The organism is Plantactinospora sp. WMMB334, from assembly GCF_049179095.1.
Lineage (GTDB): Bacteria > Actinomycetota > Actinomycetes > Mycobacteriales > Micromonosporaceae > Plantactinospora.
The window spans coordinates 3,491,904-3,509,610 of the sequence record NZ_JBMHME010000002.1; the positions used below are offsets into that span (position 1 = coordinate 3,491,904).

Here is a 17,707-nt window from a genome sequence, read left to right on the forward strand (position 1 = left end):
CATATCTTTCACTCCGGCCAGACACCCGCCAGATTCGGGTCTCGGTATATGCGTTGAGCCGATTACGTACCAGGTAGCGATCGGCGCCCGTGCTCGAAGAGCTGATATTGAAAGAGTGCGGGTGGTTGATTGTTCAAAGACTCTTGATGCGCAAGCAGCGCGCCTGTTGTGCGATCGAAGACGAGCGTGGTGGTCGATGGGCCGCCATTCAGGCTGACAGCGACACCGGCCCGACCGGCAACATCGGTGACCTCGCCCTCGTAACGCAAGAATGGAACGGGCGCCGGCACACGAAGAACCGCTGCCCGCTGGCGGTGGTCGAGGTATAGGGGCCGGCGTGCGAGTCATCGGACTTGGGATCGATTCGCGCGGCGAGTGCGCACAGCCAATCGCTTACGCTCGGGCGGACGGGTAGTGACGGCGCGACCGGAGGTGGCGTCGATGCTGCCTGGTGCAGGACCGACGTTTCCCCTTCCGGTGGCTGCACGATCACAGCCGTTGAGGCAATGAAGGCGAGGGTAGTCCCGGCGGCTAGCGCGAGAACGCCGAGGCGCCCTGGAGGGCTCAACGTTGACCTGGTGCTCATGATCTCACATCCTTCTTTGGGTGATGAGTCGACACCGCTTAAGGGTTTGGTCCTTGGAAGTGGCGCATCGATTCAGGACCGGCGCCTGTGGCCGTCAGCAGCGGCGAGGGCAGGTCGATGTCGGCGGCGACGAGTCGGTGGTCCGACGGAACTACGCCGCCGGGATCGGGGACGTGGACCTTGTAGCTATCGGCAATCACGTAGGGCGCCATGGCATCGTTGACCAGCAGCCAGTCGATGAGGCACGGCCGTTTCATGATCGATAGTGGCGTTGAGTGACGATGCCCGCGTTGGCGTGTCGGATATGGACGAAGCTCCGTTGAGTCCAGGTCTTTCCACAGATCTGGTTCAAACGGAGCTTCGTCGTGCCGCAGTCTGCCACCCTCATCGCCGATCCGTCGCCCGTGCCGCTGCCCGAGGACGTCTCGTTCACGCCTTCGTGTCACGGTCTGCTCGATCTGCTGCTCGCCGTCGGCGACGGCCGGTCCGACCAGGGCCGTGATCATCCGGTCGCGGTCGTGCTCGCGCTGGTCGCGGCGGCCACGGTCGCCGGCCTGAAGGGCTACACCGCTATCAGCGGCTGGGTCGCCGACGTGCCTGCTGAGATCCTCGACAGCCTGTATACGCGGGTCGAAGCCCGCCCCGGTGCACGACCGTCACGCTCGACACTGTGGCGGGTATGCACCGACACCGACGGCGATGTCCTGGACGCGGTGATCGCCGAATGGACCACCGCCCAGCGCACCGGCACCGGCACCGGCACCGGCGAACAGGATTCCACCAGCAGCGATACACCGGCACAGATCCGTCTGGACGGCAAGACCGTACGCGGCGCCGTCGACGCCGACGGCGAGCAACTGCATCTGCTGTCCGCCCTGGCCGGATCGCCCGGCCCGGACCCGGCCGCCGTCATCATCGCCCAGGCCCCGACCGACGGCGCCAAGACCCGCGAACCAGAGACCGCCCGCGCCTTGCTGGAGACCCTCGATTTGCGCGACGCGACCGTCACCGCCGACGCCCTGCATACCGTCAAGGCCACCGCCGAGCTCATCCACCAGCAAGGCGGCCACTTCGTGCTACCGGTCAAAGAGAACCGGCCCGCGCTGTTCGATGCTCTCAACGTCCTGCCCTGGGCCGACACGCCGATCGGTTACGAGAGCACGGAAACGGGGCACGGCCGTACCACCCGCCGCACCATCCGGGTCCTGCCCGCCCCGCCCGGCCTGCCGTTCCCCCACGTCAGCCAGGTCTGGCTTATCGAACGCTACGTCACCACCGGCGACGGCAAGCAGTCCGCCGCCGCGCAACTCGGTGTCACCAGCCACCCCGCCGAGGCCGCCGGCCCGACCGAGATCGCCGCGTTCAACCGCGGCCAGTGGACCATCGAATCCCTGCACTTCATCCGCGATACCTGCTACCGCGAGGACCACTCCCGCGTGCGCACCCGCTCCGGCCCACGCGTCCTCGCCTCGCTACGCAACCTCGCCATCAACGCCCTACGCCTGGCCGGCCGCACTGATATCACCGAAGCCACCCGCTGGGCCAACCGCGACATGACCAGGCCATTCACCATCCTCGGCCTCACCGGATGATGTTGAAACGGCCGTGGTCGATGAGGAGACCGCCACCAGCATCGACGCCAGCGTTGACGGTCGGCAGGATCGGTCGATTGGGGTTCCTCTGCCAAGCCATCTCGGCAATGGCGTAGAGACCGCAACCATCTTGTCGAGTTTGGGTCTCCGTATTCCAGGTACCGAGGAGGTAGTCCATTGCGCGGGTGTCTGGCCCCCACTTGCCGTCGGGCCCGAGGATGCCTTTGTGGGATCGGTGACTGAAACCCGCAGCCATCCAGTCCCTCTGTGGCAGGTGGTCGCCCGACGCCGTGGCGTTCAAATCGCCACCTCCAATTACAGGAAGCGGCTGCCGGTCGCCGTATCGGCTCAGTCGTCTTGCTTCCTCCAAGCGGACATCGCCGGAGAGCGGTTCCCAGTGGTTAACGAAGGCCAGAAACTCTGTCCGCTCCTCAGCGATCCGACCGCTTTCACGTACTGCGAATCTCGCGACGTTGCGCTGATCCTCGTATGCCCCTGGATCGTCCTGATTCCACCAACACCGAAGTACTAGAACGTTTGGGTTGTAAAAGATGGCAGGCGGGAGTGGGCCGCGGTGCATCGATCCGAGCTCGACCGAGTACGGCACTCCCAGCTCGTCCGACAGCGCTTCCGCTGCCGCGTACTTGGCCTCGCCTGCCTGGTCGCGATAGTTCTTCGCCTCACAGAAGAAAATCAGGCTCGGCGGCTCGTTGACATCGGCGAAGGCAGCCTGAAGCTTGGTGAAGTTGTATGTCCCATCGGCGGCGCGCCCGCCATTTTCATAGTTGAACAGCGCGACGGATATACGCATGGTGACCTCTCGACGGACCGGTGGGTGGGTGGGCGGGCGGGCTGGCTGCGCCGGGCGTCCGGGTGCGCAGTGCCCGGGGCGCCGGCGGCCGGGGCCGGTGGGAGACTCGCCGGCCCCGGCTTTGGTTACAGCGCTATGAGCATCAGCGCGAGCAGCCGCTGCTTGAGCGTGCGCTTGGCCAGCCAGCGCTTCAGAGCACCACCTCGACGCGTCGCTGGCGCGTCGGGGTGGTCTTCAATCTGGTGGACTGCCACAGTCATGGATCTCACCTCCTCTCCCGGCTTGTGGCTCAGTTCGGTGGGCCGGCGCCTGACCTACGGACGCCGGGTATCCGCTGCCGGCGGCAGCGAAGTCTGTGATGGATCGGCTGGCCTGACGCCGGCCCGTCTCGTCGCCGGGGGACGCCGAGACGGGCCGGCTGCCTGGGCCGACTAGTGGAAGTCGCCCCAGGCGAAGGCACGGCCAGCGGCCGATGGCGTAACGCCACCGGCGCGAGCCGGCGCCGGCGGCACCGTCCAGGTCCGAGTGACCTCGGAGATCCACAGGCGGTAGTGCGTCATACACCAAAGCGGAAGAGCGTTCCCGTCGGCGAGTGCATTACCCCGAGTCATTAGCCCTCGCTGAGGAGCGGAAGTTGCGGATTCGATCGGATGGGTTCTTGGCAGTCGCGCCACATAGGGACGATTTGGCCTCCCTCTGCCGGTAGCGTGATGGGTTCTCGGTTGACATAGCCGTGGGCACTCAGCAGGCGCCGTCCGGCAGTGGTGAGGACATGGCCGCAGGTGGGTTCCCCAAGACGCCTGGGGTGTTCGGAGCGGTAGCGCAGCAAAGCGTCGGCATGTCCCTGCCGCTGATGGTCAGGATGGGTGGCGAGGAAGACGAGTTGGGTGTGCGCCTGAGTGGGATGGTGATTGGCGAGCTGCTCGTCCAGGTGCTGGAATTGGTGGAGGTACTCGCCGCAGGCGGCGGTGAGTCGCCTCCGGTAGTCGACCGGGCCGGGTGTCTCGCGGTCGTGGGGAAGCCAGACAGCGACGGCGGTGCGGTTGTCGAGGAGGTGGATGTCTCCCCAGAGGAATGCGTGCTCGGTCCATATCCGAGCCCATGCGGCCAGGACCGGTTCGCGGCGGCCCGCGTCAGGAACGAGCCATGCGCCGAGCGGCTGCGGGGCGATGGCGGCGGCGATGAGTGCAGATGCGTCAGGTATCTCGACGGCAGTGGCTCGACCGACGCGCAGGAGTTGGTTCACGGCTTGCCCCCGTCCGCGCTCGGGGCCTGGGCATGCGGATCGCGAAGCATCGGCCAGATCTGTGGTCCGTTGTCCGGTAGCTGAACTGGCCCGTCATTTCGGTACCCGTGGCGCAGGTACAGTGCGCGGTTGCGGTGGTTGCTGGCTTCCAGGTATGCCGGTAGCCCGAGCGTGGCGAGCTGGGCATGGTGGTGGCGGAGCAGGGTTCCACCGATCCCCTGTTGCTGTCGGTCGGGGGCAACGGCGAGGAAGGCCAGGTAGTGGTGAGGCCAGGTCGGGTGATGCTCGGCGAACACGTCGGCCAGCAGGTCGAAGCGCCGCCACCAGCGACCGCATCCGGCGATGAGGCGCCAGTCGGCATTGGGATCCGGCATCGGATCGGTCATCGAGTACCAGATGGCGACGCCGGAGAGGTCGCCAGTGACGTGGACCATGCCGTGCTGGAGTGCGTGCTCCACCCAGATCCCGAAGTAGTTGCGGTAGATGGCAGGGCGGGCAGTGTCGTCAGGCACGAGCCAGTCCGCGAGCGGGCCGTCATGGAAAGCCACGGCCAGCAGGCTGACGAGATGCTGCTGATCGTCGGCCCTTGCGTGGCGGATCACCGCCGGAGGTGCAACACGGGTCATCAGGATCGGTCCATTTCCTCGGCTCCGGCGGGGATCGAGCGGGCGAGCGGGGCCAGGGCCCTGGCGGTGACGCTGCGCGCGCCCAGGCCGATCCCCTCGTACACGGCAGGTCTAAGCACGCGCAGGAGCAGCGCCCAGCCGATCCCGATCAGGGCAGCGACCGCATAAGCGACGGGGAAGATCCACCGCAGCGGCGAGGACGGCTCGACGCCAAGGAGCGTGGCGAAGTCGTCGATGGTCGCCCACAGCACGAGGCCCAGGAGGCCGGTCGCGAGGCCCGGAGCGACCAACCATCGCCACCAGGTCTCGCCCCGCCGCTGGAAGATGAAGAAGCCGACCACGGCGGCCGAGGTGCTGGCCATGAGGATCAGCACACCGAGGCCACCGGTCACGGTCACCCAGAAGAACAGGTGCTTGATCGGGTCGGCCTCGGCTACTACGTAGCCGACCAACACCGCCAGCGCAAGCACGGTCTGGGTGAGCGATCCTGCGGCGGGAGCCCCGCTACGACGGCTCGTCCGCCCCAGCCACGCCGGGACGACCCCTTCCCGGCCGAGGGCGAAGGTGTAACGGGCCACTGTGTGGTGGAAGCTGAGTACGGCAGCGAACAGACTGCTGATGAAGAGCACCTGTCCGACGGTGACGGCAAAGCGCCCCACGTGTGGTTGGACGAGGTTGAAGATGAGGTTTGTGCTGTCTTCGGTCGCTGCGGCGACAATGCGGTCGGGGCCGGTGGCGACCGACATGGCCCACGCGCTGAGTCCGTACAGCAGGCCGGTGATGGCAACCGCGATGTAGGTGGCACGCGCGACCGTGCGCTTCGGGTCCCGGGTCTCTTCGGCGAAGACTGTGGTGTTCTCGAAGCCCACGAACCCGGTGAGCGTCGTGACTAGGGCGGCGCCGATTCCGGGGGCGACCAGATGTGCTGGAGATAGCGTGGCTAGGCTCAGGCCCGTACCGGGTGCGGGATGCGCGAGCATCACGACGTCGAACAGCACCGCGATGAGGATCTCGGCGCTGAGCACCACCGCCAGGACTCGACCGTTGAGGTCGACCCGCAACACGCCTAGGACAGCCACGGCCGCCCAGGCGGCGAGCGCGTAGGCCCACCAGGCGACATCAACGCCGAGTCGCGGATTGACAAAGTCGGCGGTCACGGCACCGAAGCCGCCGTAGAGCCCGATCTGCATGGCGTTGTACGCCAGCAGTGCCACGATCGCTCCACCGACGCCAGCGGGTCGGCCGAGCCCCTTGGCGATGTAGGTGTAGAAGGCCCCGGCATTAACGACGCGCCGGGACATGGCGACGTAGCCGACGGCGAACAGCGCAAGGATCGCCGCCGTCGCGAGGTACGCGACAGGGATGCCGGGAACGCCGGTGATCGCATAGCCGGTCGTGGCGCCGCCAGCGACCACGGTCAGTGGCGCGGCAGCGCTGATCACGAAGAACACCACCGCCGGCACGCCGAGGCGGTTGGCGGCGAGGGTGGCGGCGATGTTGCTGGTGGGTGTTGGTGGGCTGTTCAAGAGCAACTCCGGGAATCGAGGGGGGTATGCGGACGGAGGGAGTGGCGCTCAGGTGCGGTGGGCCAGAACCGCATCGCCGATCGTGGCCTCGGTATGCACGAGCAGTTCTCGCATTGGTTTCCACGTGTGAGTGACGACTTCCCGGAGGTAGGCGACGCTCGCCGAACTGGCGCCCGCGAGCAGCCACCTGTCCAGGCCCGTCGCCACGGCGAGCCCTGCCAGGCATGTCATCTCGTACGAGAGCTGCTGGCCGTCTCGCAGCCGCATCGACAGCGACAACCACGGCCAGGCTGCCTGGTTCATGTCGGTGGGAAGGTATGTGGTCGTCGGCGGTCCGAACAGCCTTCGTGAGGTTTCCGCCCGCAGGTGCCCGTGACGAATCAGGCGGCGGGCCACCTGTGTCCGGGCCGCTTGCGACAGGAACAGCAACCAGGTCCGCACCGTCTGGCGGTGCTGCTCCGCCAGCAGACTGTCGAGCACGGTGTGAGACAGCGCGTCGAGCGGTGGCGTCCTGTTGACCACCACGAGGTGACCGTCGTGAACCTCGATGTGGCGAGTCGACAGCAACTCACCCAAAAGCGCGGCTGCCAATCCGATCTCGACGGCGCGGTGGTGCAGACGAGGCCGCCCGTCAACGTCGTGATGCGCCAGTCGAAAGTAGTCATCAGCGAGCACGACCAATGAGCCCTTCAGCGGGATGGAAACGATGGACAGGTCTCGTGACATCGGCGGGCGGTCGCATCAGGTCCGCCAGACGAGCGACAGCTCGCCTGGTGCCGCCCCGATGCGAACGGCCATCAGCGCTCCCGCGAACAGCACTCCCCAACCGGGTTCGGGCACGCCCTCGACGGGTACGGCACCTCGCGACTCCAAGGCGTCGTACGTACGTCGCTCGACAGCCGCAGCGTCGACCGGGCTCATCCGGCAGCCACACGGTGAGCGGTAGCAACGACCGTCAAGAGATCGCAGCGGACACAGAGGAAGGTCGCAGCCGCTGCAGATCAGCAAGCCCCACAGCGGGTAGAGCTGGCCTGCGGAATCCGGGCCGTGCAGCATCGCGGCGAGGAGCCTCGTCGCGTGGAACCGGGATCGGCAACCAGGACGATGGCAAGCGCAACCGGTCGCCGTCGGCTCGTGCGTCCTGAAGACGTCAACCACCAGGTTGGCCATGTGCGAACCGTTCTTCATGACGAGAGCGCCCATGGCGCAACACCCCTTCCGGCCTGCTCTTTCTCGATTGCTGGCGTATGTCGCTCGTCGGGCGGACCCATGCTCGCCCGCATGTATGCGAGGTCGACTAGGGCTAGTCGGCTAGGCGCACCTAGTCTTACAGCTTCGACTAGATCGAGACAAGTTGTCTTGGGCAGTCTGTTTGGACATGGCATGCTGTCCCGATGCCGAACTGGCCCACTCTCCGACGCAGGCGGCTCGCTCGTGAGTTGAGCGTCCTGCGCGAGTCCATCCACATGACAATCGAGGAAGCTGCAGCTAACGCCGGGATCTCACCGTCACACCTGTCTCGGGTTGAGCGCGCGCTCGTCGGCGTCAGGGTGCCTGTCGTACGGGCGTTGCTAATGACGTACGGCGCTGACGCGCCAACGGTGGCCAACCTCGTGGAGGTCGCCCAGACGGCCACACAGCGTGGCTGGTGGCACCGATACGCAGGCAGCATCCCTGACGACTACGCGACGTACATCGGGTTCGAGTCGGACGCGTCGCGGATATGGAACTTCGAGTTGATCTCGATTCCAGGGCTGATGCAGACCGAGGGGTATACCCGTGCGATCCTGCAGGGTGGCGTGGCTCGCCTCACGGAGGAGGAGATCGAACGGCGGGTCGAGGTTCGGATGCGTCGGCAGTCTCTTCTGCATCGGGACGATCCACCAGCCCTGTGGGTCGTTCTCGATGAGGCCGCTATTCGTCGGCAGGTCGGCGGCCCACAGACCATGGCAGAGCAGATGCAGCGTCTTGCCACGATCGCAAACCTGCCGCATGTGGACGTTCAAGTGATTCCGTTCGGGACGGGCGCCCATCCCGGGACCCCTGGCTCGTTCGTCGTCCTCGGGTTCGCCGATCCCGCAGATCGGGATGTCGTCTACATCGAGACCATGGCCGGTGATCTCTATCCTGAAGGAGACGCGGACGTCCAGGCGGCAGTTCAAGCGTTCGACCGCCTGCGGGCGATGGCGCTGAGCCCGAACGACTCGGCGTCGCTGATTCAGGACGCAGTGAAGGAGCTTGCATGATCGACTTTAGCTACGCTACCTGGCGGAAGAGCACGAAGACCCAACAGAGCGGTCAATGCGTCGAGGTAGCGAGGGTAGGCGAGGTAGTCGGCGTACGGGACTCCAAAGACCCCCATGGTCCAGTGCTGGTGTTCAGGAAGGGAGAGTTCGCTTCCTTCCTGAACGGCGCGACGAAGGGCGAGTTCGGCGATCTTCTCTAGCGCTGGGGATGCACGCTTGGGTTGATTGCTCGGCGCGGTGACGCCTGGCTCGGGCGACAGCCACCGAGCCAGGCGCACACCTGCTCGCCCTCCAGTCTGATCACAGATACACAGACTCGCCTCGACCGGGTCCCTGGAGGAACGCCCGCCACTGCGAACGCGTGAACCGGAGCACCCCACCGTCGGGATTCTTCGAGTCGCGCACCCCGACGCCATCAGGCAATGACGCCACCTCCACGCAGTCGCCGTTGAGGCTCGCCGAGCTCTTGCGCCAGACCGGGCGCCCGGACCCATCTGTCATGTCGACTCCCTTCGTTGCGTAGGATCGAGACTGCCACAAGGCGACTCGTTCGACTAGTCGTCATGCTCGACTAGACTTGATCGACAGGTGGCGGCAGAACGGACAATCTGATGCAGATGGATGAGCTGATCGACCTGTTGCGCAACACGCGTCAGTCGGTGTTCCGGCTCGAAACGTTGAGTTCCTACACTGCGGCCGGCGAGGCGGAGCTGCTCCGTGCCTTCGAGGCAGGGCTGCCGCTCCCACCTCGCGGCCCTGACACTGATCCGTGGCTACGGATGGTCGCGGACAGCGTGCGAGACGGCACGTCCTGGAGCCGGGTTCACGTCCTGGACCGTCCGCTGTCGGACTACCTCCGGTTCGAGCTACTGGGCTATCAGGGCAACATTGCCGCTGGCGAGGATGTCCGCATCGCGGAGCGCGCCACGCACCCCGAGGCATTGAACGCGATGACGCGCGATTTCTGGCTACTGGACGAGGCTCTTGCGGTGGTCATCGAGTACGACCACGACGGCCGACGGTTGACCATGGAACCAACCAATAAGGTGAGCAGCTTCGTCGGGCAGCGCGATATCGCGATGCGCTACTCCGTCCCGTTACTGGACTACTTGCCGTTAGTCCAGCACGAGATACGTAGATCCTGGTGAGCGCCGCGACCGACGACCGGGCCCGGCTTGCCGCCCAGTTGCGCGAGCTGCGCGAGGACGCAGGCCTTTCGACCACACGGCTCGCCGGGTTGCTTGGTTGGTCGCAGTCGAAGGTCTCCAAGATCGAGAACCGCCGAACAAAGCCCTCTGTCGCCGACGTCCGAGCATGGGTGGCCGCCACAGACGCACCAACCGAGATCGCGTCCGAGCTGGTGAACATCGCAGAGTCCATCCAGGTAGCCGCGATCATCTGGGACAGCACGCTGGCTGGTGGACGCGCAGAACATCAGCGGACCATCGCCCGGCTCCTTGCCGACGCAACGCAGATGCGGGTCTTCCAGAACTCTGCCGTGCCAGGCCTGCTCCAAACCGCCGAGTACGCGCGGAGTGTCCTCGCCCTCGCCGACGTCTTCCGAATCGGTGACACGCCGAAAGCAGCCGCGGCGCGAATCGAACGGCAGGCGGCACTCTACGAAACTGGAAGGCGATACGAATTCCTCATTTCTGAGGCCGCACTGCGATTCTCCCCAGTGGCGCCTGACGCACTTGCCGCGCAATACGACAAAATCCTGTCGGTCTCGACGCTCTCCAGCGTGAACGTCGCAATTCTCCGAACCGGCGCCCGGCCCTCGGCGGTCCACGCACACCCGTTCGTCGTCTACACCATGCCCGACGACGCCACATTCGCGACCATCGAGACCTACACCCGCGAACTGACACTGACTGACCCCGAAGAAATCACCGTCTATCAGCGGGTCTACGACAACCTCCTCGCTGACGCTGTGACCGGCGAGCAAGCTCGTAAGTTCTTGACCGACCTACGGTCGGAGGCCGTGGGCGCGATGTGATGTCTCGGCAAACTAATTGATCTCAATACTCACTTCAGGTTCATGTACATATCGGACCTCGCCGAGCCGGTGTCGGTCAGTGTCCGTGCGCTCCTGGAGCAGCGCGTCCAGATCCGCTCTATACGGTTAATAGCTCGTTAACCCCCAAGTGCCCAGCTCGCGCCGGCCGGTAGCGGCCCGGCGGCGGACCAGGCCGCGTGCTCGCCGGGGTCAGCCGGCCCCAACGTCACACGTTCGCCGTACCGGGCTGCCACGTACCACGCTGCCGAGCACTTCCCGCCCGGTGGTGCGCGCCGGCCGGCGGCAACCGCCGCCACCGTAACCGATCTCCCGAACCGGCGGCCCCTGGCGCCGGCGCGCCGACAGATCCAAGATCACCAGCAGGATTAGGAACCAGGGCCAGATCCAAGGTCGGCCGGCGTTGACACCTCGTACACCCGGCGCGGCTCCCAGTCCGTGTCGGGTAATTTGCGATCCCTCCAGGGGTGATGAGCGACTCCCCAGTCACATGTCGGCGGCCAGTGGAAGATCCCCATAGGCGGCCATTTACCGCCCCGCTGATGGCCAGGGTTCTCCCCGTGGACGGCCAGATACCTCCCCGCTGATCATGACGAGACGCTGGTCGGCGAGGGTCGGCGGCGTGAAACGCGGCAGGGAGATCGTGGAAATCTTGGAGGCGTACGACCTCACGGGTAGTTCCCGTGCGGCGGCCGAGCTGGCCGGGTGTGACCGACACACCGTGGCCCGGTATGTGAGGTTGCGGGCCGAGGGGCGCAGCCCCGAGGAGAGGACCCAGCGGGCTCGGCCGATCGACGAGTTCATGGACAAGATCGAGGAGTTGGTGGCCCGCTCGGGTGGCCGGGTCCGCGCTGATGTGGTGCACCGGCGGATCACCACGCTGGGCTTCGCCGGCGGGGAACGCACCACCCGCCGGGCGGTCGCGGCGGTGAAGAAGTCTTGGCAGGCCGGGCAGCGGCGGGTGTTCCGCCCGTGGATCCCCGAGCCCGGTTTGTGGCTGCAGTTCGACTGGGGCGAGGGCCCGCGTATCGGCGGCCGGCGGACCACGTTGTGGTGCGCGTGGCTGCCCTGGTCCCGGTTCCGGGTCGTGATTCCAGTTCTGGACAAGACTCTGCTGACGGTCGTGGCCTGCCTGGACGCCACCCTGCGGCGCCTCGGCGGGGTGCCGGCATACGTGCTGACCGACAACGAGAAGACGATCACGGTGGAGCACGTCGCGGACATCGCTGTCAGGAATCCGGAGATCGTGCAGGTGACCCGGCATTACGGGATGACGATCCGCACCTGCGTGCCGGCGGACCCGCAGTCCAAGGGCGGCGCGGAGAACACTGTGAAGATCGCCAAGGCGGATCTGGTGCCGACCAGCGCGAACCTGCTCGGCCAGTACCGCACGTTCGCGGAGTTGGAGGCGGCCTGCCGCGACTTCACCGACGAGCTCAACACCCGCGTCCACCGCGACACCCGCCGTCGCCCGGCCGAAGCCCTGCTCGAGGAACGCGATCGGCTGCACCCGCTGCCGGCGCAGCCGTTCACGGTCGCGTTCGGCACCACCCGCCGGGTGAACTGGGACTGCACCATCTCGGTCGACGGGGTCCGCTACTCAGTCCGCCAAGTCGAAGTCCCTGGCCGGGCAGATGCGCGCCGCGATCCCTCAGGCGAAGTTCTTCGGCATGACCGGCACGCCGCTGCGGAACCTCGCCACCGACACCTTCGAGTTGCCGACGCCTGGCAATCTGGCAAAGTCGTTGTTCCGTCTGGGAGGATCCCGCTGTGACTGATTCGCTGACCGGTCCCGCTGATGCCGGCGACGGTGCTGCGGCCCAGGAGGCGGTTGAACGTGAACGCGCCGAGATGCGGGAGTTCGTCGACGGCCTGACTGTCGACGACCTTGACTCGGGTGCCTGGTTCGCGAAGCTGTGCGCCCGCGCATTGCGCACGTATACGGAGAAGGCCACCTGGGAGTATTTCCAGGGCAAGTACCTGGGGATGCCGGCGGACGGCATCGTCGACCGGCGGATCAAACTGGCGGCGAGATACGCGATGATCGAGGGGGGATTGTCGTCCGCTGCGTACACGGCCGCCGTCGCCGCGACGATCGGCTCGCGTGGCGGCGCGAGCCGAGCCATGATCCCGGCCGGCGCCGCCGCGTTCGTGGTCGACATGGCGGTTCTAAGCCAGCTACAGATTCGGCTGGCCTACGACATCGCCGTCATCTACCGGATCCCGTTGAACGTCGACGACCCCGAGGACCTGTGGAAACTCGTCCGGGTGGCGTTCGCGATCAAGACCGGTGAGGTCGCCCGGACTGGTGCGACGAAGTTCGTTCCGGGTGTCGTCCGGCAGGTCGTGAAGAAGTACTACTCGGGTGCGGTCCGGGAATCGGCGATGGCTCTTCCCTATGTCGGGCAACACCTGCTGCAACGCAACGTGATCAAGTTCGGGATTCCCGCGATCGGGATCCCGGTCACGGTGGTCGTCAACCGGTGGACGACGAAGGCCGCGGGACGGTACGCGCGAAGCGTGTTCCGGAACGAGGCCAGGGTCATCGAGGTCGTCGAGACGCTGATCCGGCGCACCCGGCACCCGAAGCTCATACTGTGGGTCGCGTGGCTGGTCATCAACGCCGATGGCACCATCACCGACGACGAGACCCTGCTGTTTCAGCTGCTGACCCGTCTCGTCCGTGAGCAGCATCAGGTCACCGACGAGCACCTCGCTCGCGTCATCGACATCAACCCGGGACAGGTGTGGCGGCGTGTCGCCGCCGAGACCGGAGACCTCAGCGACGTGATCGACGCCGCCGAGCAGGTCGCAGCCATCGATGGCGATATCAATGCGGCCGAGAAGGCCGTCATCGCCGAGCTGCGCGACCGCTGCAGCCGCAGCTGACTCGCCAACCGGCAGGGTTCGGGACCTTTGCGCGCAGTGACGCCGGTGCGGCTCGGTTCATTGCCGCCATCTGCATGATCGTTTTACACGGAGGGCGAACGGGCTTCAGAGCTACCGCTGGCACCACCAACGGTGGAGATACACAAGTGGTGCGCGTTCCCGCTACTCACTAGGCCAGCCGCCTTCGAGACCTTGGGCGTAGGCGAGCAGTCTGACGTCGGGGTTACGGGTGGTTGACCAGTTCCATGGTGCGCCTTTTGGTTCAGAGCGGTGGTTGGCGCAGGTCAGCAGGAGGTGGCTCTTTGCTCGTGAGACTGCTACGAAGTAGTTGGCACGCTCGTCTTCGTAGTTGCCCCAGAACATTTCTTTCTCAACTGCAGGTATGACAACGGCCTCAAACTCAAGACCTTTAGACTTGTGAATGGTCATGATCTTTACCCCGCCGTCGCCGAGCCGGTCTACGGCGGCCGCGAGGTCGCTGCCTGATGAGATCATGACCTCTCGAAGTCGGCCGGCCAGTTCTGTGCTGAGATGGTTCAGTCTCGCCTCGTCGTAGAGGGAGCTCAGTGTCGCAAGCACGCTTGCGCCGATCGAGCTAACAAATCCGGTGACAAGGTCGCCGATGACCTCTGGGTCATCTATCCGCTGCAACACAACGGCTCTCGCCGCCTTTAGGTGCTCCTCCCAGGCGTGGTGGCGCCGAAAGGTACGCTCCTCATCCTCGCCGTCGAAGAGACCGCTGGCGTTGACTAATTCGTATGCTGCGGCATTCTGGTTGCCCGTGGCGAGCCTGAGGAATGCCAGCAGGACTTGGGAGAGTGGTTCAGCCAGCAAGTCTTGAAGTTGCTGGTCGTTGCGGTAGGGCACACCGGCTCGATCGAGCTCCGAATAGAGCGGCTGACCATATAGATCTGACTGTTTCGCGAAAAGTACAGCTATCTGGCTCGCTGGTATCCCGGCATCAATACGTTGCTGTATCCATTCAGTGAGGTGGACGGCCTCATCATCGGCGGTTTCAAACCCGAAAAGGTCGATCGTTCCTTCTTCGCCTTCGATGCTGTCTTCCGGTACGGCGGCGGATGAATCCATGTCGATGACCATCCGGTTTTGGAGCCGTCGGAGCCGTGGTGCTGAACGGCGGTTCTGGTAAAGGTTGAGCGACATCGCCGCGAAGTCAGAGGAGAATGTTAGGAAGATTCCCTCAAGCGCTCCGGCCCAGGCCATGATTCGTTGTTTTGTGTCGCCGACGGCAATCAGTTGGATTGGCGTCCCCTTAAAGGCTTTCGTGATCAGGGAGTACTGATTGTTAGTGCAGTCCTGGAATTCGTCCAGGAAGATGTAGCGGTACGTCTCGCGTAGTCCACGTAGGACGGCTTCGCTGTTGTCAAGGATCTCGTTGGCCAGGGGCAGGAAGTCGCTATATGTAACCTGCTTGTGTTTGATCCGGTCTGGCCCAACCGTGAAGTCTGGTTCAAGGGCGTTGATCCCCGAGAGGGCGAGCCTGAAACGCCGTATGAGCCTCATCGAGAATGCGTGAAAAGTGTAGCTGTCAAAACGCCTTGCCAATTCGGGTCTGACTCGCCGCCGTACCCTGTCGCGTAGGTTGGCGGCGGCGTCGACCTTGAAGGATATTGCCAGGATCCTTTTGGGCAACGGACATAGTCCGGTCTCGAGGAGGAAGCTTGCCCGTTGGGCGAGCAGCTCCGATTTTCCCGTACCCGGGCCAGCGGTGACCGCCATACTTCGGTCGGTGGTCCTACAGGCAATGTCCGCGTTGGGTTCTAGCTCGATCCCAGGCGATGGTGTCCATTCGGCTGGCGTCATTCGGGAAGCTCCCTGAGCTTGGCCTCGACTGCGCTGATCATGCGCTTGATGGTGTCAGGCATGCCGGTTTCAAGTTGAGCAGCGGTGAGCTTTGACAAGGCCGACAAGTGCTCTGCGGGTTTGCTTCCGTTGATGAAGAGTCGCTGATAGTTGGCGAACTGGCTGGCTTCATCGGCGGTGTACTGGGCTTCCAGTTTCCGGGCTTTGCCGAGGACTGCTTTCAGGGTGTCGTCATCTGGCGGGCCAATGGCATCCTGATCGAGGCCGTAGGCATCTGGGAAGGCCGACAGCATCGCGAAGTCGAGGTCAAGCGGCGTGGAATAGAAGACCCCGTAGCCCTCCAAGGCGGTGATTTCTGTGCTTCCTTCATCGCGGATCAGGTGTGCCGGGTCGTCCCATTTTGGCAGCAAATCAATCTTGTCATTCGTGATCGTGCTGGAGGTCTCGGGGGCTGCGTGCTCCAGCAGCTGTGTGTAGGCGTATCTTAGGCGGCCCCAGCCTGCTTGGTACCGAGCGACATCCAGGTCGAGTAGCGTGACGTGTGGTATGCGAAGGCGGTTCAGCAGCCGCCAGAAGTGGTTCACGTGCCTACCACCGAGCGGGACAACGGAGATCGAGCTCAGATCGGTGGTGAGCCCCGCCGCTTCGAGAAGTGGTGGGATGACAATCTGCTCGCTGTCGCCTTCGCCTAGAATGACCAAACGTGCGAAGTAGAGCTCCGGGAATGCCTCGACAGCCTCCCGGACGAACTTGTAGGCTTCGTGGCTTTCCGGTGGCAGCTCAATTGTCGAGATCACGGTGCAGCGGTCTTCATTAAGGCGCAGGTGCCTAATGGCGCTTGGGGTGACCCTGCGCACTACCGAGGGCGAATGGGTTGCCACAACGACTTGTGCGTCTGATTGTGACGCGAATTCAGTGAGTAGCTTGGTAACTCGTCCGAGATAGTGCGGCGAGAGGCTGTTCTCCGGCTCCTCCAGCGCTATCAGCGTGAACGACGCAGGCCGCAGCTTGGCGGTGTCGATGTACAGCGTCTGTCCGGCACGAACCTCACGGCCGATTCGGTGGAGCGCTACGACCAGCGTCAGGTACAGCAGGGATTGTTGTCCGTCGCTGAGCCGGGTCCAGTCCACAGGGCTACCACCCGGCGCAGGGTCGAATGTGATGTTGAAATGCCGCAGAACGCTGTTGATATCCGCCCTCGTGAATTCGGTCTGCGGCGTCTGAAAGTAGGTCCCGGCATGAAGACGTGCCCACGCCTGCGTCATGTGGCTGCCGAACGCGGCCACTGCGACGTTGGATCCAAGACAGCTGCTCATCTGGCGACCCAATTCCTCGATGACGGCGTGTTGTGCACTCCAGTCGATCGAGCGCATGAGTTTTCCAAGCATCGCCCCGCTGGTGTAAGCGATGTGATCGGCTGGATCTCTCCGCGCTGGCAAGTAGTGCACCTGAATCAAACTTCGGTCGTACTCCCCCATCTGGCTGACGGTCACGGGTTCATCGGTAGCCGGATCGATGCTGGTCACGAACTCGATTCGCTCGTCGACCTCGTTCAGGTCATCAATCGCGGCCGTGAGACGGATTCGGGTCTTGGGTACTTCGTGCGCCCCTTGAAGCTGCATGTGGCCAAAGAAGTCGGGTACGGCAAGCTTCTCAGCTTCGTCATCGCCCAACTCAGGGAACGAGAACTCCACCTCGATCCAGAGTTCGCGCTCGGCGACGGTCCCGCTCGTCCCGATGGTTACGTGGAAGTCGTCGGGCTGAATTTTGCGCATGGGGAGCTCAGCCGCGAACATCCTCGCGAGCGCCGTGAGTGCGCTCGTCTTGCCAGAGCCGTTGGGCCCTAGCAGGTAGCTGATGTCATCGATATCGAGCGTGGTGGGCTTGGGCCCGAAGCATTGAAAGTTCTTAACCCGAAGCTTGGTCAGGCGCACGGCATTCCCAACTTGGACTAAACGGCGATTCGAGGGCAGTCGAGTTTACTAGGGCGGGCGCGAGCGCGCTGGCGACCACGCCGATACTCACCCGTTCGAGGATTCACCACGTCCTAACGGGCAGTCAGCCCGAACGGCAAGACGGTGACGACTGCCGGTGCGAATCGGACGATCCGACCATAAAACATCACCCAACCGACCCGGCCGGTACAGGTGGCCACGCTTCGCAGCCACACCGATGAGATCCACGCCTGCGTCTTCAGTCCAGACGGAGACCTTCTCGCCAACCACCAGAACAGATCGCTTCGTGCGCCTCGGACGAGTCGCTGCTTAACCCCCGGGCAGTCAAGTTTGCCCCGCTTGAGCCGCTGCATCGTCGAGTCCGACCGCTCAGGCAAGCACTACGCGGTCGA

Annotated in this window: 17 protein-coding genes and 1 pseudogene; 8 read left to right on the forward strand and 10 right to left on the reverse strand. The window is 64.6% G+C overall.

Translation table 11 applies throughout. The annotated features are described in order from the left end of the window. Positions 1-89 precede the first annotated feature (89 nt). Entirely contained in the window at positions 90-329 is a 240-nt protein-coding gene (locus ACN27G_RS14990; RefSeq protein ID WP_421493429.1) for a hypothetical protein, read from the forward strand. Positions 330-624: 295 nt separating this feature from the next. Here ACN27G_RS14990 and ACN27G_RS14995 read toward each other — a convergent pair whose 3' ends face one another. Beyond that, positions 625-843, reverse strand: a complete 219-nt coding sequence (locus tag ACN27G_RS14995; protein WP_421493430.1) for a hypothetical protein — start codon at positions 841-843, stop codon at positions 625-627. Positions 844-951: 108 nt separating this feature from the next. Between ACN27G_RS14995 and ACN27G_RS15000 the strand changes: the two genes are divergently transcribed. Continuing rightward, positions 952-2,178, forward strand: coding sequence for an ISAs1 family transposase (locus tag ACN27G_RS15000; RefSeq protein ID WP_421491150.1), 1,227 nt, complete (start codon positions 952-954; stop codon positions 2,176-2,178). On the opposite strand, the gene ACN27G_RS15005 is transcribed toward ACN27G_RS15000, so the two are convergent. The 6 genes from ACN27G_RS15005 to ACN27G_RS15030 form a co-directional block, all read right to left on the reverse strand. Then, on the reverse strand, positions 2,168-2,989 hold the full coding sequence (locus tag ACN27G_RS15005; protein ID WP_421493431.1) for a hypothetical protein: 822 nt from the start codon (positions 2,987-2,989) through the stop codon (positions 2,168-2,170). The genes ACN27G_RS15000 and ACN27G_RS15005 overlap by 11 nt on opposite strands. A gap of 125 nt (positions 2,990-3,114) precedes the next feature. After that, positions 3,115-3,249: a hypothetical protein gene (locus ACN27G_RS15010; protein ID WP_421493432.1), complete on the reverse strand. Its 135-nt coding sequence runs from the start codon at positions 3,247-3,249 to the stop codon at positions 3,115-3,117. Between the two features lie 350 nt (positions 3,250-3,599). Continuing rightward, a complete protein-coding gene (locus ACN27G_RS15015) occupies positions 3,600-4,235 on the reverse strand; it encodes an N-acetyltransferase (protein ID WP_421493433.1) in 636 nt (211 codons plus the stop codon). Then, complete coding sequence (locus ACN27G_RS15020) at positions 4,232-4,861, reverse strand: GNAT family N-acetyltransferase (RefSeq protein WP_421493434.1); 630 nt, start codon at positions 4,859-4,861, stop codon at positions 4,232-4,234. Before ACN27G_RS15020 ends, ACN27G_RS15015 begins: the two co-directional genes overlap by 4 nt. Then, a complete protein-coding gene (locus ACN27G_RS15025; protein WP_421493435.1) occupies positions 4,861-6,393 on the reverse strand; it encodes an APC family permease in 1,533 nt (510 codons plus the stop codon). The genes ACN27G_RS15020 and ACN27G_RS15025 overlap by 1 nt, the downstream gene beginning before the upstream one ends. Before the next feature lie 42 nt (positions 6,394-6,435). Beyond that, positions 6,436-7,113, reverse strand: a complete 678-nt coding sequence (locus ACN27G_RS15030; RefSeq protein ID WP_421493436.1) for a GOLPH3/VPS74 family protein — start codon at positions 7,111-7,113, stop codon at positions 6,436-6,438. Positions 7,114-7,781: 668 nt separating this feature from the next. Between ACN27G_RS15030 and ACN27G_RS15035 the strand changes: the two genes are divergently transcribed. Together ACN27G_RS15035 and ACN27G_RS15040 are read left to right on the forward strand one after the other, a co-directional pair. Then, a complete protein-coding gene (locus tag ACN27G_RS15035; protein WP_318396653.1) occupies positions 7,782-8,633 on the forward strand; it encodes a helix-turn-helix transcriptional regulator in 852 nt (283 codons plus the stop codon). Then, a complete protein-coding gene (locus ACN27G_RS15040; protein WP_421493437.1) occupies positions 8,630-8,833 on the forward strand; it encodes a DUF397 domain-containing protein in 204 nt (67 codons plus the stop codon). Before ACN27G_RS15035 ends, ACN27G_RS15040 begins: the two co-directional genes overlap by 4 nt. 100 nt (positions 8,834-8,933) lie before the next feature. On the opposite strand, the gene ACN27G_RS15045 is transcribed toward ACN27G_RS15040, so the two are convergent. Next, positions 8,934-9,134, reverse strand: coding sequence for a DUF397 domain-containing protein (locus tag ACN27G_RS15045; RefSeq protein ID WP_318396655.1), 201 nt, complete (start codon positions 9,132-9,134; stop codon positions 8,934-8,936). 116 nt (positions 9,135-9,250) lie between these two features. Here ACN27G_RS15045 and ACN27G_RS15050 point away from each other — a divergent pair, with 116 nt between their 5' ends. The 4 genes and pseudogenes from ACN27G_RS15050 (at position 9,251) to ACN27G_RS15065 (ending at position 13,536) form a co-directional block, all read left to right on the forward strand. Beyond that, positions 9,251-9,781 carry a DUF6879 family protein gene (locus ACN27G_RS15050; RefSeq protein ID WP_421493438.1) on the forward strand — a complete coding sequence of 177 codons (531 nt, stop codon included), beginning with the start codon at positions 9,251-9,253 and terminating at the stop codon, positions 9,779-9,781. After that, a complete protein-coding gene (locus tag ACN27G_RS15055; protein WP_421493439.1) occupies positions 9,778-10,629 on the forward strand; it encodes a helix-turn-helix domain-containing protein in 852 nt (283 codons plus the stop codon). The genes ACN27G_RS15050 and ACN27G_RS15055 overlap by 4 nt, the downstream gene beginning before the upstream one ends. A 640-nt stretch (positions 10,630-11,269) precedes the next feature. Continuing rightward, positions 11,270-12,289: pseudogene (gene istA, locus ACN27G_RS15060) on the forward strand (IS21 family transposase); the annotation flags it as partial. A 128-nt stretch (positions 12,290-12,417) separates the two neighbouring features. Continuing rightward, a complete protein-coding gene (locus ACN27G_RS15065) occupies positions 12,418-13,536 on the forward strand; it encodes a hypothetical protein (RefSeq protein ID WP_421493440.1) in 1,119 nt (372 codons plus the stop codon). Positions 13,537-13,698: 162 nt separating this feature from the next. On the opposite strand, the gene ACN27G_RS15070 is transcribed toward ACN27G_RS15065, so the two are convergent. Together ACN27G_RS15070 and ACN27G_RS15075 are read right to left on the reverse strand one after the other, a co-directional pair. Beyond that, positions 13,699-15,360: a UvrD-helicase domain-containing protein gene (locus ACN27G_RS15070; RefSeq protein ID WP_421493441.1), complete on the reverse strand. Its 1,662-nt coding sequence runs from the start codon at positions 15,358-15,360 to the stop codon at positions 13,699-13,701. Next, on the reverse strand, positions 15,357-17,294 hold the full coding sequence (locus ACN27G_RS15075) for an ATP-dependent nuclease (RefSeq protein ID WP_421493442.1): 1,938 nt from the start codon (positions 17,292-17,294) through the stop codon (positions 15,357-15,359). Before ACN27G_RS15075 ends, ACN27G_RS15070 begins: the two co-directional genes overlap by 4 nt. Positions 17,295-17,707 lie beyond the last annotated feature (413 nt).

Excerpts from the sequence above, each read along its gene's own strand:
- ACN27G_RS14995 (WP_421493430.1), bottom strand. The coding sequence starts at position 843 with ATGAAACGGCCGTGCCTCATCGACTGGCTGCTGGTCAACGATGCCATG.
- ACN27G_RS15005 (WP_421493431.1), bottom strand. The coding sequence starts at position 2,989 with ATGCGTATATCCGTCGCGCTGTTCAACTATGAAAATGGCGGGCGCGCC.
- ACN27G_RS15010 (WP_421493432.1), bottom strand. The coding sequence starts at position 3,249 with ATGACTGTGGCAGTCCACCAGATTGAAGACCACCCCGACGCGCCAGCG.
- ACN27G_RS15020 (WP_421493434.1), bottom strand. The coding sequence starts at position 4,861 with ATGACCCGTGTTGCACCTCCGGCGGTGATCCGCCACGCAAGGGCCGAC.
- ACN27G_RS15030 (WP_421493436.1), bottom strand. The coding sequence starts at position 7,113 with ATGTCACGAGACCTGTCCATCGTTTCCATCCCGCTGAAGGGCTCATTG.
- ACN27G_RS15035 (WP_318396653.1), top strand. The coding sequence starts at position 7,782 with ATGCCGAACTGGCCCACTCTCCGACGCAGGCGGCTCGCTCGTGAGTTG.
- ACN27G_RS15040 (WP_421493437.1), top strand. The coding sequence starts at position 8,630 with ATGATCGACTTTAGCTACGCTACCTGGCGGAAGAGCACGAAGACCCAA.
- ACN27G_RS15045 (WP_318396655.1), bottom strand. The coding sequence starts at position 9,134 with ATGACAGATGGGTCCGGGCGCCCGGTCTGGCGCAAGAGCTCGGCGAGC.
- ACN27G_RS15050 (WP_421493438.1), top strand. The coding sequence starts at position 9,251 with ATGGATGAGCTGATCGACCTGTTGCGCAACACGCGTCAGTCGGTGTTC.
- ACN27G_RS15070 (WP_421493441.1), bottom strand. The coding sequence starts at position 15,360 with ATGACGCCAGCCGAATGGACACCATCGCCTGGGATCGAGCTAGAACCC.